The following is a 14,965-nucleotide window of genomic DNA, read 5'->3' on the forward strand; positions in this document are numbered from 1 at the left end:
TTAACGGCTTAAAGACGCTTCTAGGGGCACTTCTTCAACAACGGGATGTTTTTCTAAGGTTAAATTAGACTGTTGAGAACCCGATAAACGCTTGAGTAACTTGGGTTTCGGGTCATGAAGCAGATAAATAATTTGATCTCCGACTTGCCAAGATTCCGAGGCAGGTAACACTTGCAAATTCCCATCTCGTTCGATTAATAAAGGGATTAATTCTCCAGAGCGAATTAATGCTTGCAGGTGCGCTCGTTGAAATTCTAAACCCGGTTGGCGTAAGACCGTTTCTCCTAATTTCACTTCTCGGTCTTCGAGATAGGTATTCCATTGTTTTAAGGGTAAATCAGGGATAAAAGCTTGTTGAATTTTTTCTCGATTTACTGTTGCTTTGGTTTGCGGTTCACGGGGAAATAATGCCAACACACGGGGCGGTTTAAATTCCGTATCAGCCCGTTCTGCTAAAACAACATTAACTTCTCCATTACTGGTCATTGCTAAGAAGGTTCCGATTGATTCTAATCCCGCTTCTTCTAATACATTTGGATCTAAAGCACTACTTTGATAAACAGTTAATCCTTGCTGTCTTGCTTGTTCACAGGCTTCAGGATCAGTATCAATCATCACAACTAATTCATCCCGTTCTTGGAATAATTTGCCGATTAATCGACTCAAAGGATTTGAACCCACAATCACCGCCCCCGTTACCGAACTCGACGTAATTCCTAGGGTTTTTGCCATCCATCGAGCCGTTAATCCTTGAATCACCACCGTCATAATAATGGTTAAAAACACTAACGCTTTAATCGAATCTCCCCCGTTAATTCCGCGTTGGGTTAGTAGAATTGCAAATAAAGACGCAACGGAAGCAGAAACAATTCCCCTCGGGGAAACCCAAGACGCAAATAATTTTTGTCGCCAATTTAGATTACTATTTAAAGTACAAAGCCAAATATTAATCGGACGCACCACCCACATTAAAGCTAAAACTGTAAAAATACTTCCCCATCCCAACGCCACAATACTATCTAAAGATAAATCCGCCGCTAATAAAATAAATAAAACCGACACCGCTAACATTGTTAATTGACCTTTAAATCGGAGTAACTGACGCATATCGGGAATCCCAACATAACGTACCATCATTCCCGTAACAACCGTTGTCATTAACCCCGATTCACTCATCAGCAATTCTGCAATATCAAACAATCCCCAAAGGGCAGCTAATACGACTAAATTTTTTAATTCTTCTGACATAAATTGGGCTGCTTTCAAGAACCATCCCAAGATTCCGCCCCCAATTACTCCAATTCCTGCCCCAATACTCAAACGTAATAGCAATTGCCCCATAATTGCTAACGGGTCAGTATTGCCATTTAACACAACGTTCAGCACTAAAACCGCTAAAATTGCCCCAACGGGGTCAATCAGAACCCCTTCCCCCTCTAATAAAGCGGACACCTGACGGTCTACGGAAACTTGTTTTAACAAGGGCCCGATTACCGTTGGGCCTGTAACAACGACTAAGGAAGCGTAGAGAAAGGCAATTTGCCAGGGAAACTCCCCTAACCAATGAGCCGCCATCCCTGCCCCCATTAGGGTGATTAAGGTTCCAAACGTCACTAAATTGCGAATACTGCCCGAAACTTGACCTAAAGCCCGCAGGTCTAAACTTAATCCCCCTTCAAATAATATTAAAGCGACGGAGAGGGAGACAATTACTTCTAACCCACTTCCCAAAAGATTTGGCTGCACGACACCCAAGCCATCATTTCCGACGAGAATCCCAAAGAATAATAGAAAAACGATGGCAGGAACTTTCAGGTAGTCTGCCAAGACTTGAGCCGTAATCCCTGCAATGACGGTAATTACCATCAACAGGGTAATGTGAAAAGATGATGTTTCCATAGGGGCTATTGTCGCAGGCTACCCACTCAAATGGGAAGGGGTGTTCTTTACTATCTTACAAGGTGTCAGAAATTCAACTCGCAGATACGGGATAGACAAAAACTATAACAATCCTATTTGAGTGGTGTTCAAAATTTCGGTTCAAAAGGGAACAGCTTAACTGGGAACAGAGATAATACTTCTGGCTGTTTCATTTTTTAAAATCTCTCGCACTCCTGTGCTAGGTTCTCCACAAGTAACTGATTTATAGGTTTTTTTAGTTGTATTAATAATAATTAATGAGTTCTATAAGCTGTTTTTATTCCATCCCGGTTTCTATTGGGGAGATGTCTAGTAGAGACGGAACGTTTCACATCTCTACCGAGGAATCTCTATTAACCGTTAACCGTAAAAGTATAAGTTTCACCGGGGTTCAAATACCTTACTTTTTCCTCTAAACCTGCAACTTTTACAGCTTCTATAAAATCTTCCAAGGGGGATTTAAACACGGTATAATCATTATAGTGAATTGGAATTGTTACATCGGGTGAAATAATTTTAATCGCTTCTATTCCCTGTTTAGCATCCATTGTCAGTAATACACCTAAAATTTTTGTTCCTCCCAAATGTAATAACCCTAAATTGATATTCGGATATCGCCGAGGAATTTCTTTTAAATCATCATAAACTAACGTATCCCCACTAATATAAAGACGGAATCCTGTTGTTGAGGATTCTGTTTGAAATTCTAATAAACTTCCCATCATTTTTGGTAACAAAGCCGTTAACAGTCCGGGGCCATGTCTTCCTGGCATCGCCGTAAATTTAAGTTGAGTTTGACCTTTTTTTATCGTTAAGCTCTCCCAGGTTTCTAACGGACATAAAGCTTTAAATCCTTTCTTTTCTAAATCCCTTGTTGCTTCATAGGTTTAGATCAGGTCGTTTTATAACTATCAAAAACAACAACAAATCATCCCGTGATAAATCGGTGTCTTAGCTTATTCAACTGATTTAAACCCTCAGCCTCATCCCCCTAAAGTTAGAAGCTAAGGGTTTAACAGATTTTATCCCTTCTAGCTGATTTAAAGTAATTTAACCACCGACTGGGGATTTCGCTTCTTGAGCAACAATTTCCACTTCATCCTCCGCTAATTGTCTTAACAAAGTTTCAGCTTCACTACCTCCTAAACGAACTAAAGCTTGGGCGACTCGATAACGGACTTGCCAGTCGGAATTGGTTACAAAAGGAACTAATAAAGGAATTGCTCTGTGATCTCCTAATTCTCCTAATGCACTAATGGCAACAGTTTGAATCAGAGTATTTTCATCTTGAAGCGCTTGTTCTAATAGTTCAAAAGCACGAGGTTCTTCTATTCCTCCCACTGCCGCAACAATACTCAGTTTCAGTAACCATTCAGAGGTTGTATTGTAAACAGTTTGCAGATCATCAAACGCATTTTTAAGTTTTAACGCACCTAATCCATCGGCGGCAGCAGCTTGTACATCGACTTCAGGATCATTTAATAAGTGATGGCTCAATATTTCATAAGCGATTTCTAAATTCTGTTCCCCCAAAGTTGCCATTTGGCTAACAGCCGCATATCGAACTCGACTATTACTATCTTTAATGGGGATTTGAATTAACTCAAATGCAATTGCAGGTTCCAATTCTCTGAGTTGATTTACACCGCGTAAGCGATCGCCTAAATCACTAGAAATTAACAAATTTTGAACAGATTCTGGGGTAATTGTCATAAAAATTAAAGTTGTGAAATGAAGGCTCTAAACCGTTTTGAAATGATTGGATAATACCACGTTCTTCGACATCAATACATCAATATTTTCTTATTTTTAAAAATTTTCAATCATAATTTTAGGGCTGGAGTAAAAACGAAATACCCCAACCTTTTCTCATGCTGTATTCAATTCACCCGACATTTGCAGCTTGAGAGATTAAGTTTCCGATTGCCTAATCTGCCTTTGAACTTTGTGTTGTTGCCATCACCCGCAAAATATCCCCACAGGTCAGAATTCCAATCACTTTACCCGATTGCTCTACCACAGGTAAACGGTGAACCCGTTTTTCATTGAATAACCGAGCCGCATCGGACAACGATTTATTCGGTGTAATGGTCACAAGGGGTTCAGGAGTCATCACTTCTCCCACGGTTTGGCCTAAAGCTTTATGTAATTCCTGTTCATACCGGGAAAAGTTTTCCAAGTAAATCACACTATCAAGAAACGTAATATAGGCGGGTGGAGTCACACCGCTTTCCTGCCACATCAAGTCTGTTCCAGAGATAATCCCCACTAAATGACCCGATGAATTGACCACAGGTAAACAACCGATATGTCTGTCCACCATAAGTTGAAGTGCCTCTCTGAGTGGCATCTCTGGCTGGGCCAGAATCGGATTGGGGGTCATCACCTCAGCAACAGTCTTGGGCATGATTTCCAGTCTTTGATTGATAAACTTCTCTACTGTTGATCATATCAGTTCTAAGATTCCTTGCTCATACTCCCCAGAAAGATTTCAGGGTCTTCAGGGACTTTTCTTGTAGAATCAGGGGAAAGATCAAATCTTAATTTCCTATGAAAAAATCAATCAGGTCTGTTTGGAAAATTCAATATTTCTCTGTCTTAGTGACAGTAATGGTCGTCATTATCACTCAGTTGACCTTAGTTTATCCGGCTTCAGCCTTAAGAGTTTCTGCTTCTCCAGTGATAGCCAGTTTATTTTCTTTTTCAGGAACTCGACCCTCAAATCTCGGTATTAAAGAGGGTAAATTCGCACCCTGTCCTAATACTCCGAATTGTGTTTCTAGCCAAGGTATAGATGATCTTCATCAAATTGAACCTTTCAGCTACTCAGATGCTCCTGAAACAGCATTTAAACAGATTCAAACGATTCTTGAAAATACAGAAAATGCTGCTATTATTACGGCTGAACCGAATTATATTTACGCCGAATTTACCTCGCCTCTGATGGGATTTGTCGATGATGTAGAATTTTATTTAGATGAACAAGAGAATTTAATTCAAGTCCGTTCGGCTTCCCGTTTAGGAGAATCGGATTTAGGGGTAAATCGGAAACGTATTGAAGCGATTCGAGCAGAATTTTATCTTTAAAAAACTGCACGTTAGCAAAGCCCTGCGTCATCCTGCGCTTCACGCAATCGCTAATCTTAGCATCTTGTTATAGAATTTGGTCTATACTCTCAACCACTTGGTCAATGAAGTTAATAGCATCATTGACTTGGTTTTGATCAATAGACCAACGTTCACCAATATTGTAGGTTGGATTGATATCAGCTTCATGAGCAATTTTATTTCTTCGATTAATAATCGCCTTCAACTCTTGTTTAATATCTGGCGTTTCTCTTCCCATTTTAGTAGCTACTTCATCCCATAATTTTTTATCAGAAATTAACCGAATTGCCTCAGCAATTTTATCAGGTTCCTGAAAACTTTTATAACTTAATTTTTCTCTAATCTCATTTTCTAAAAATGAAATATTATTCAGTTTATTTAAAAGACTATTGGAAATTAAAGGAATTAAATTAGCCAGGGTTTGAGGTTGTTGCAAAAATTCCTCACCCTGCATTTGTTGTACTTCATCTTCTAACCAGGATTCAATATCAAGAGCTAGAATTCTATCTTGCCGTGCTGTACCTAATGAGATTTGAAAACGGGCGAAGGCGGATTGATTTGTATTCGCAGTAGCTCTGGGTTCAGGACGTTGACTTCGATAAATTTCTAACATTCCTAACGTGACAACTTCATGAACATAATAATCTAATGCACTCACCGCTAAAACTAAAGCAGATCTTAAAATATCTGAAACATCTAAAACATTAGTCGCTTGAACTTTGATAGAATTATGCAAAGCAATTAAATCTCTTACACGACTTATACTAATCCGAAATTGATCAATGGCTGACTGCATAAGCGGAGGTTAAGGCAATAACTTTATCAGCTAAGTTTGAAAAAATTTCTTCAAATTCCTGTTGCTTCTGTTGATTTTGTCGTAATGCTTGACCCCGTAGTTTCACCTCTACTTGACTTAAGCGAAAAACTGGAGTTTGATGTTTTTGAGATAATGCAATTAAACTATTGAAATTAGGAATCTTTTTTAAAGTAAAAGTATCTTGAATTTGTTGCTGTTTATAAGCCTTCTCTGGTAATAGCATATTATTTCTTCGCAAACTAGGAACTAGCTTGTAGCTAACAGTTTCCTCAATTCGTTTAATCCAATTTTCAAAAGCTTTTGTTTCCTGACCATTTTTAATCCGATAATTTTGTACAATTGTTCCTAGAAAGCGTAACGTCAAATCAGGAAAAGGATAATCAGCCTCTTTTAAAATTGGTAAATCGCTGGCAGATTTAGCCCAACGATACCACTTCGGTAAAACTTTAGACAAAGAATCAATAGCCATCACGGAGAAAAAGTCAGCCGTTGTAGGGACTATAAAAAAATCACTGATCATTAATAAATTCTGATTAATAGATCCCAAGCTGGGACTCATATCAATTAAAATATAGTCAGCATCAAACTTTTTAGCTGTTCTTTCAAATAAATAATTAATTGAACCCGGTAAATTTTTAAGCGTTTGAATTGACCCGCTTAACTCTTGTGCAATACCCAGTGTGACTTCATATTCAGCTAATCCCACATTACCTGGAAGTAAAAATAATCCGTCTCGACCTTCTATTGGAAGACAATCTATAGCTTCAATTGCTTTGGGTTGAGACTCAAATGCAGGAGCTAAACCTGTTTTAATGTTAGATTTTGTATTATAAATTTGTTCTATTATTTCTTCATCTTCTTCTGTACCTTCTCCTAATGCCATTCCTGTTAGATTACACTGAGGATCGGTATCAGCTAAGATCACTTTTTTTCCTTTCTCTGCCAACATCCAACCTAGATTAAAGGTCGTGGTTGTTTTGCTAACACCACCTTTATGATTAAATAGAGCAATTTTTTGAACCATTGTTGTAATTAACTTTAGAATTAAAATAATAATAGCTCTATTATAGATTAAAGTTATGTTTCATGTCAATTTCTGTTATCCTAAAGCCTCCTTTACCTATTGTTAAGAAGTGCAGAGTGTGGGTTCAAATCAATTCCACTAATAAAACCTCCTACAAATTTTGTAGGAGGTTTTAAAATTAATCGGATGTTTTTAAATCATTCCCTAGTAATTAGAGACTCTAATTACAGAGCGTTACCACGAGGTAGAACTTCTTCAGGGAAGATGAAGTTTTCGTGGGGTTGATCCGCAGGAGCCATCCAAGCCCGCAGACCTTCATTTAACAGAATGTTCTTGGTATAGAACGTTTCAAACTCAGGATCTTCGGCTGCCCGTAATTCTTGGGAGACGAAATCATAAGCCCGCAGGTTTAATGCTAAACCGACAATACCGATGGAACTCATCCACAGTCCCGTGACAGGCACGAACAACATGAAGAAGTGTAACCAACGTTTGTTGGAAAACGCAATCCCGAAGATTTGTGACCAGAAGCGGTTGGCGGTCACCATAGAATAGGTTTCTTCTGCTTGAGTCGGTTCAAAAGCCCGGAAGGTGTTGGCTTTGTCGCCATCTTCAAACAAGGTATTTTCCACCGTCGCTCCGTGAATGGCGCACAGCAGCGCACCACCGAGGATTCCCGCGACTCCCATCATGTGGAAGGGATTCAGTGTCCAGTTATGGAACCCTTGCAGGAATAGGATGAAGCGGAAGATTCCCGCCACCCCAAAGCTAGGGCCAAAGAACCAGCTAGACTGACCCAAGGGGTACATCAGGAACACACTGACGAATACCGCAATCGGCCCAGTGAAGGCGATGGCGTTGTAGGGACGAATGCCGACTAAACGGGCAATTTCTAACTGACGCAGACAAAAGCCGATCAGGGCGAAAGCACCGTGCAGAGCCACAAATGCCCACAGTCCACCCAGTTGACACCAACGAGTGAAGTCCCACTGAGCTTCTGGCCCCCACAGGAACAGCAAGGAATGTCCTAAGCTGTTGGCGGGGCTACTAACAGCGGCTGTTAAGAAGTTACAGCCTTCTAAATAAGAGCTTGCTAAACCGTGGGTGTACCAGGAAGTAACAAAGGTTGTTCCGGTTAACCAGCCACCAAGGGCTAGATAAGCACAAGGAAACAGTAGAACTCCTGACCAACCCACGAAGACAAAACGATCGCGTTTGAGCCAGTCGTCGAGGACATCAAACCATCCCCGTTGCACTTGCGGTCTTTCGACTGCAATAGTCATGGACGCAAATCTCCGAATATATATAATGACAAGTCGTAAAGAGTTATGTGCTCCCATTAAGCTCCTCTCATCTGCAATAGCAGAATCTGAGAAATTTGATGAGTACAGTTAATGTTTCTTTACGTCACTTCATAGTATAGAGGTAAATCTTGAGTTCAGCAACAGTTTTGAGTCCCGAATTCAAAAAAGGGAATTGGGAACAGGGAAAAAGGCTTTCAGATCTACTAGAGACGCGCCAATAGCCTTACGGCATCAATAGGCGCGTCTCTACAGTAATGCGTAGTGCTATAGCTGTTTATTCTTCAGCCATAATTTTAGGGACTTTGAAATAGTCTCCCTCTTGTGCAGGGGCGTTGGCTAGAATATTGTCCCGTTTGGCATAGGGTTCCCCTTGATCAGGTCGAGTAATATTACTCATTTCAATGGCTCGTGTCATGGGAGGAACTTTAGTCGTATCGAGTTCATTTAATTGCTCGAAATAATCTAAAATTTCACCCAGTTGAGCCGTAAATTTTTCTTCTTCTTCTGGGGTTAATTTTAGTCTAGCGAGATGAGCGACTTTACCAACTTGTTCACGATCAATTGACATAGTTTTCTTAAATTAATAACAGGTGAATGGGAAAATTGATCAACGGTAAAACCCTTAGAAATAAACATCAATCTTGCTTCTACCTGTCACTTTCAGCCAGTTCTGAGCTTCAATATAGTTATTGGGTGCTAACTGAATGGCTCTGATCCAATATTCCGCAGCTTTGCGAAATTCTTGTTCCGCTTTCTCCTCATCTCCAGCTTCTTTGGCTTTTTCTCCTTGATAATGGTAAATGACCGCAATATTATTCAAAGCTTGAGGCATTCGGGGGTTTAATTCAATGGATTGGTGATAATACTCTAAGGCTTCTTCATGTTCGCCATTACTGGCATGAATTAACCCAATATTATAGAGAATAAAACTCCGATCATAGGGATCTTCTTCTAAGGTTAATGCTTCATAATAATTTTCTAAAGCTTCTGCATATTCCCCATCCGCCTGGGCTGACATTCCATCTCGATAGTAGGCAAAAGCTTCTTTAGCTTTTTGGTTGGTGGGCAGCATCTTGAGAATCATATCTGCCATAACCGTAAAGGTTTTATCAATAAAGTTATCGTTCCGTTGTGATCTCGGCATAAAATTTTAATCTCCAAAGGTTGAGGCGGGGAATTTCAGGATTTGAGAAAGTTCCTTAACAGCCTATTGCAATCATGTTACCTTAATCAGTCATCAGTCATCAGTTATCAGTTATCAGTTATCAGTCATCAGTTATCAGTCAACAGGGAGCAATGGGAATAGAATAAATCGCTATTGCCCATTGCAAGAGTGCCTATTGCCTATTGCCCATTGCCCATTGCAAGAGTGCCTATTCCCTTAACAGTCCGCTTCTGTGAGGATGGGATAGGATTTTTGGATTTTTTGGGTGACGGGGGATGTCAACAGAAGAATTTTTTCCATCAACCAAGGTGCAAAGCGGTTGCACCAGACAGCTAAATGGCTTTGCCACCCGACTAAAATTTCTGAGGTGTCTTTATCCAACCCCGCGACTAACACCTTGGCAACTTGTTCGGGGGTCATGGGAACCACCCAACGAAACAGTTGTAAATCTCGTGTCATATCCGTATCCGTTAAGGTGGGTAATAAGGCCATAACGCGAATATTGTAGGTCGCTAATTCCCGACGTAAGGCTTCCGTAAATCCCAAAATCGCGAATTTGGTCGCCGAATAGGTGGACATCGTGGGAGCCGCAATTTTTCCCATTAAACTCGATACATTCACAATCGTTCCCGATTGGCGATGGGCCATGCGTCGGGCAATGGCATGAGTAATGGTATACAACCCGATTAAATTCAAGGAGATTTCTTCTTGAACATCTAGGAGTTTGGATTGTAAAAAGGGCTTTTGGTGGGCGACTCCAGCACAATTGACTAAAATTTCAATCGGCCCGTAAGATCGCCAAGCCTGGGCCATGGCAATATTAACTTTAACGGGTTGGGTTAAGTCTAAGGCTAAGGTAATAACTTCCACCCCCATCGGTTCTAATTCTGTCGCTAATTCAGCTAATCGCTGACGATCTCGTGCCACTAGAATCAGACGTTTAACGTGATGTTGAGCAAATTCTAAGGCAATTGCCCGGCCAATTCCACGAGAAGCCCCCGTAATTAGGGCTGTTTTTCCTTGAATAGTCATCGCAAAAACCTCCTGTTGAGGAGGAATTCGGTGCAATTTCGCCAGGGATTTAGGATAAAATTTCTTTCCATCCCCGCCTAACAACCGTTAGAAACACCGATATTCCTCTATGCAGAGTTGAAACAATCTTGAAAGGTTAAAAATTTTGGATCATGAGTGTAGAGATCAGTAATGGGTCATGATTAGACAACAGACCAGGCTATCTTTTTTCCTTAATTCCTGGTGAATAGAGCAACATTGATTTCACCCATGGCTCAAATGTCTCCTCAATACGAGCATTGATTGGAAAGACCCTCTATGCACAATCTAACAAGCCAATCAAGAACTTGCAACAATTTTTAATAAAATTTGCTTAATATTACTTCATAATTGATAAATAGACCGGAGTTGTCAGGCTATCTGATGCCTTACCCTGATGGAGTTAGGGAATATGAGTGGCGCACAAAACATTCAGGATTTGCACCTCTGCCCACCCAACACCGGAAACTTTACGCCTGATAAACTATCTGTATTAACAAAATCCCAAAATTCATCCCTACCCCGATCAACTGAGGGTGAGTATGAATTTTGGAAAAACAAAAAGTGCGATCAGCACTTGACAATCTCAAACTTCGTTTGTTAGCATTTTATCGTAAACGTGGTTCCTGGTAAGATGCTCAAAACAGTCAAAGTCAGAATCTATCCCACCGTTCAACAACAGGAGTTATTAGCTCAAGCTTTTGGCTCGGTTCGTTGGCTGTGGAATCGTTTTTTGAACTTGACAAATGAAACCTATCAACAAACCGGGAAAGGATTATCACGTTACGACTTACAAAAACAATTACCTGCTCTCAAGAAAGAATATGAATGGTTGAAAAATACCTATAGCCAATGCTTGCAAGTTGTTTGCTTAAACCTTAGTCGAGGGTTCATTAACTTCTTTGAAAGACGTGCAGACTATCCTAGATTCAAATCTAAACACGGGAAACAATCTTTATCTTATCCTCAAAATGTAAGAATCAGTGGTAATAGTTTATGCTTTCCCAAAATTGGTGAAATATTTGCTAAAATTCACCGTCCTATAGAGGGAGCGATTAAAACTGTAACTATCACCAAAAACAAGTGTAATCAATATTATGCTTCTGTTTTATTTGAGGATGGAAAGAAGATTCCCAATCCTTCATCTGAAGGTAAGGCGATTGGTTTAGATATGGGATTAAACGATTTCTGTATCACTTCAGATGGTAGTAAATTCGCTAATCCTAGATGGTTGAAAAAGCATGAGCGCAATCTCAAGATTAAACAGAAATCATTATCTCGCAAAAAGAAAGATTCAAATAATCGATCTAAAGCCAGACTTAAAGTAGCTAAAGTTCACAACAAAATTACTCGATGCCGTGAGGATTTTCACCATAAGCTATCACGCAGGATAGTCAACGAAAACCAAGTTATTGTGTGTGAAAATCTAAATATCAAAGGCATGGTCAAAAACCACTGTTTAGCGCAAGCAATTTCTCAAGTTGGATGGGGTCAATTCCAGACCATGCTTTTCTATAAAGCAGAACAAGAAGGAAAAATCTATTTAGAAATTGATAGATTTTTCCCTTCCTCAAAAACTTGTAATCATTGCTTAAATGTGGTTGATAGCTTGCCTTTAGATGTTCGACAATGGACTTGTAATCATTGTGGTACAAAACACGACCGAGATATCAACGCTGCCAAAAATATTAGAGATGAAGGACTGCGTTTTTTGTCGTTAGGAACTAGCGAGTCAGCCTGTTGTCCAGATGTCAGACGTAATAGTGGAGGACGCAAGAAATCTACTGTTGTGCTTTCTGTTGGACAGGAAGCTCCGACCTCAGCGTAGCGGGTCGGAGTAGTTCACTACAACGTCTATATTGATACTCTATCTTTCACGGTTGATCATGCCATTGTCTGATACTCCAGAGAAAACAGTTTTTGATTTGCACGCCGAGGCACATCGCTATATCGCCCAACAGCAGTTTGATGAGGCGGTTGAAGTCTGTCAGCAAGCACTGAAGTTGCAACCTCGCTTCCTCCCGACTTACAGTACGATGGGGTTGGCTAAACAATTGCAAGGAAAACTAGATGAAGCCAAATTTTGGTATACCAAAGCCCTCGACCTCAAACCCGATTGGGTGGAAGTTCATGCTAATTTAGGGACGGTATATGTTCAACAACAGCAATGGCAAGAAGCCCTGCAATCTTATCAAACTGCGCTGCATTTTAAACCGAATCAAGCCATAATTTATCAGAATTTATATAGGGTTTGGATTAATCTCAATCAACCGGAAGAAGCGAATCATGCTTGGTTTCAAGCCTTAATTTTAGAGCCACAATGCGTTTCTCCTCAAGATTATATGGATTTTGGAAAAACGTTAATTGAAAAAGGCAAATTAGATCAAGCTCTGGAACTCTATACTAAGGGCGTAGAAATTTATCCCAATTTGCCCCACTCCTATTTTAGTTTGGGAGAAGCTTTAAGCCGGAAACAACAATGGGAAGATGCGATCGCCGCCTATAATCAAGCAATTAGTCTTGATCCCGATAGTTACCTGTTTTATCAAAGTTTAGGAGATGCGTTAGTTCAGCAACAAAAATGGGATGAAGCGATCGCAAATTACCAAAAAGCCATTGAACTCAGCCCGAATTTTTCCTGGACATATCATCAACTGGGAAATGCTTTATCTGAACAACAAAGATGGGAAGAAGCCACCCTTGCTTATTACCAAGGAATTGCCCTTAATCCTAAATTTTTCGGTTCTTATTTTAAATTAGGAGAAATTTGTTCTAAAACCGGAAAACATCAAGAAGCTGTTGATTGGTATCGCCAAGCTATTGAGATTAATCCTGATGGCTTTTGGTTGCATTTTACCCTAGGAAATAGCTTGTTGGAAATGCAACAGTTTGAGGAAGCGTTAACTTGCTATCAGCAAGCAATTGAACTGGAACCGAATGTGGATTGGTTATATCCCCAAATCGGAAAATTATTTACAGGTCAAAAACAATGGAATCAGGCAATTGATGCTTATTGTAAAGCCGTTGAACTCAATCCGAATAATCTTTGGCTGTTAGATCAATTAGCAGATACCTTAATTGAACAGGAGGAAATAGAAACTGCTATTTCCGTTTATCAAAAATGTCTTGAAGTGACTCCCAAAGCTCATATTTTACATTATCAATTAGGGAATTTATATAACTCTCAAGGTCAAATTGATGAAGCGATCGCATCCTATCAAACAGCTATCAATCTTAATTCAAAAGTCGCTGAATATTATGCTGGATTAGGAGAAGCTTGGTTAAAAAAACAAGAATTAGATCTAGCCATGTCCTACTTAATGGACGCTTTACAAATGAAGCCGGATTTAATTGAAGCTTATCAAAATATTGCTAAAATTTTACAGCAGCAAGGAAAAACAGAAGAAGCTTTAAAATGTTATAACTATAAAGAATTACCTTGGTCACTTTTAGAACAATACTGTTCTATTAATCCTGATCAATTGATTACATCAGACTTTAGTTCTCATGTGACTTATATTCCCGTTTATCCAGCTAGTCAAATTCCTCTAAACCCCTCTCGAACAATTGCTCAATTTCATCCCGGCTTTATTTTTGGTCAAGCTGAAACTCGAAATGCTTTTGTCGTGATATTAGAGAATGGGAAAGTCTGGGGAGATTCAGCGACCAGTGCAATTATGACTGCACAAAATGAATTACTCACTGATATTTCAACCGGATGCGCTGAATTGGTTTTATCCTCTAATAAATTACCCCCAGCATATAAAATTGATGGAACGGTTGCCTTTTTATCCGTGCAATGGGGAGAAGCATTTTATCATTGGTTGTATGATGTTTTACCGGGTATTCATTTGATTCAAGAAAGCGGTATTTCCTTAGATAGTATTGATTATTTCGTTTTCAATAGTTATCGTTCTCCCTATCAAAAGCAAACCTTACAAAAATTAGGTATCCCAGAATCCAAAATTATCGAAAGTCGTTATCAACCTTATATTCAAGCGCAAAAAATTATTGTTCCCGCGCCTAATTTTTTCCATAATTCCACAACAACTTCTCCTTGGATTTGCAAATTCCTCAAACAACAATTTGTTTCTCAAGATTTTCAGAAAATTTCTACAAACCGTCGCATCTATATTAGTCGAGAACAAGCCAGTTACCGTCATCTGGTGAATCAAGATGAGTTACTTAAACGTTTAGAACCCTTGAACTTTGAGAGCGTTGTACTAGAATCTTTAACGATTTCTGAACAAGCCGAATTAATGGCTAGTGCGTCAGTGGTTTTAACTCCCCATGGTGCGGGCTTATCTAATATTGTGTTTTGTCAGCCTGGAACTAAGGTGATTGAATTATTTGCACCCACTCATATTCCACCTTGTTATCGAATTATTAGTAATATCTGTGAGCTAGAACATTATTATTTAATTGGAGAGCTTGTCGAAAATGAAGCTTTAGATGATATTACGTTTTTAGGATTATTAGATATGCGGATTAATATCGATGATTTAATGAGTTTATTAGAATTAGCTGGAGTTACAGAACTTTCTTAATCTTGTCAATATTTTATCAGGGTCGAGATC

12 protein-coding genes and 1 pseudogene are annotated in these 14,965 nt (G+C 39.5%); 3 read left to right on the forward strand and 10 right to left on the reverse strand.

Features of this window, described 5'->3' with window-relative positions; translation table 11 throughout:
* The 4 genes and pseudogenes from NMK36_RS11865 to NMK36_RS11880 all read right to left on the reverse strand — a co-directional run bounded on the left by NMK36_RS11865 (window position 1) and on the right by NMK36_RS11880 (window position 4,327).
* Window positions 1–1,899: a cation:proton antiporter gene (locus NMK36_RS11865; RefSeq protein WP_072721622.1), complete on the reverse strand. Its 1,899-nt coding sequence runs from the start codon at window positions 1,897–1,899 to the stop codon at window positions 1–3.
* A 374-nt stretch (window positions 1,900–2,273) separates the two neighbouring features.
* Window positions 2,274–2,753 (reverse strand): annotated as a pseudogene (locus tag NMK36_RS11870) (MBL fold metallo-hydrolase); the annotation flags it as partial.
* A gap of 217 nt (window positions 2,754–2,970) precedes the next feature.
* Window positions 2,971–3,633: a phycobilisome degradation protein NblB gene (nblB, locus tag NMK36_RS11875; RefSeq protein WP_072721619.1), complete on the reverse strand. Its 663-nt coding sequence runs from the start codon at window positions 3,631–3,633 to the stop codon at window positions 2,971–2,973.
* Between the two features lie 214 nt (window positions 3,634–3,847).
* Window positions 3,848–4,327: a CBS domain-containing protein gene (locus NMK36_RS11880; protein ID WP_072721617.1), complete on the reverse strand. Its 480-nt coding sequence runs from the start codon at window positions 4,325–4,327 to the stop codon at window positions 3,848–3,850.
* Between the two features lie 143 nt (window positions 4,328–4,470).
* Between NMK36_RS11880 and NMK36_RS11885 the strand changes: the two genes are divergently transcribed.
* Window positions 4,471–5,007, forward strand: coding sequence for a DUF1499 domain-containing protein (locus NMK36_RS11885; RefSeq protein ID WP_083580167.1), 537 nt, complete (start codon window positions 4,471–4,473; stop codon window positions 5,005–5,007).
* Window positions 5,008–5,074: 67 nt separating this feature from the next.
* Here the strand turns inward: NMK36_RS11885 and NMK36_RS11890 are convergent, their stop codons facing one another.
* The 6 genes from NMK36_RS11890 to NMK36_RS11915 form a co-directional block, all read right to left on the reverse strand.
* Window positions 5,075–5,824: a HEPN domain-containing protein gene (locus NMK36_RS11890; protein ID WP_072721615.1), complete on the reverse strand. Its 750-nt coding sequence runs from the start codon at window positions 5,822–5,824 to the stop codon at window positions 5,075–5,077.
* On the reverse strand, window positions 5,808–6,869 hold the full coding sequence (locus NMK36_RS11895; RefSeq protein WP_254173784.1) for a ParA family protein: 1,062 nt from the start codon (window positions 6,867–6,869) through the stop codon (window positions 5,808–5,810). Before NMK36_RS11895 ends, NMK36_RS11890 begins: the two co-directional genes overlap by 17 nt.
* Before the next feature lie 224 nt (window positions 6,870–7,093).
* Window positions 7,094–8,152: a photosystem II D2 protein (photosystem q(a) protein) gene (gene psbD / locus NMK36_RS11900; RefSeq protein ID WP_072721612.1), complete on the reverse strand. Its 1,059-nt coding sequence runs from the start codon at window positions 8,150–8,152 to the stop codon at window positions 7,094–7,096.
* 295 nt (window positions 8,153–8,447) lie between these two features.
* Window positions 8,448–8,741 (reverse strand): Asp-tRNA(Asn)/Glu-tRNA(Gln) amidotransferase subunit GatC, encoded by a 294-nt coding sequence (gene gatC / locus NMK36_RS11905; protein WP_072721610.1) that lies wholly within the window; start codon window positions 8,739–8,741, stop codon window positions 8,448–8,450.
* A 54-nt stretch (window positions 8,742–8,795) separates the two neighbouring features.
* A complete protein-coding gene (locus NMK36_RS11910) occupies window positions 8,796–9,317 on the reverse strand; it encodes a photosystem I assembly protein Ycf3 (protein WP_072721608.1) in 522 nt (173 codons plus the stop codon).
* A gap of 237 nt (window positions 9,318–9,554) precedes the next feature.
* A complete protein-coding gene (locus NMK36_RS11915; protein WP_254173785.1) occupies window positions 9,555–10,370 on the reverse strand; it encodes an SDR family NAD(P)-dependent oxidoreductase in 816 nt (271 codons plus the stop codon).
* A gap of 652 nt (window positions 10,371–11,022) precedes the next feature.
* Here NMK36_RS11915 and NMK36_RS11920 point away from each other — a divergent pair.
* Complete coding sequence (locus NMK36_RS11920) at window positions 11,023–12,216, forward strand: RNA-guided endonuclease InsQ/TnpB family protein (RefSeq protein WP_072721606.1); 1,194 nt, start codon at window positions 11,023–11,025, stop codon at window positions 12,214–12,216.
* 58 nt (window positions 12,217–12,274) lie between these two features.
* Window positions 12,275–14,935: a tetratricopeptide repeat protein gene (locus NMK36_RS11925; RefSeq protein WP_072721605.1), complete on the forward strand. Its 2,661-nt coding sequence runs from the start codon at window positions 12,275–12,277 to the stop codon at window positions 14,933–14,935.
* Window positions 14,936–14,965: the final 30 nt, after the last annotated feature.

It is taken from the genome of Planktothrix pseudagardhii (assembly GCF_904830925.1).
Taxonomy (GTDB): domain Bacteria; phylum Cyanobacteriota; class Cyanobacteriia; order Cyanobacteriales; family Microcoleaceae; genus Planktothrix; species Planktothrix tepida.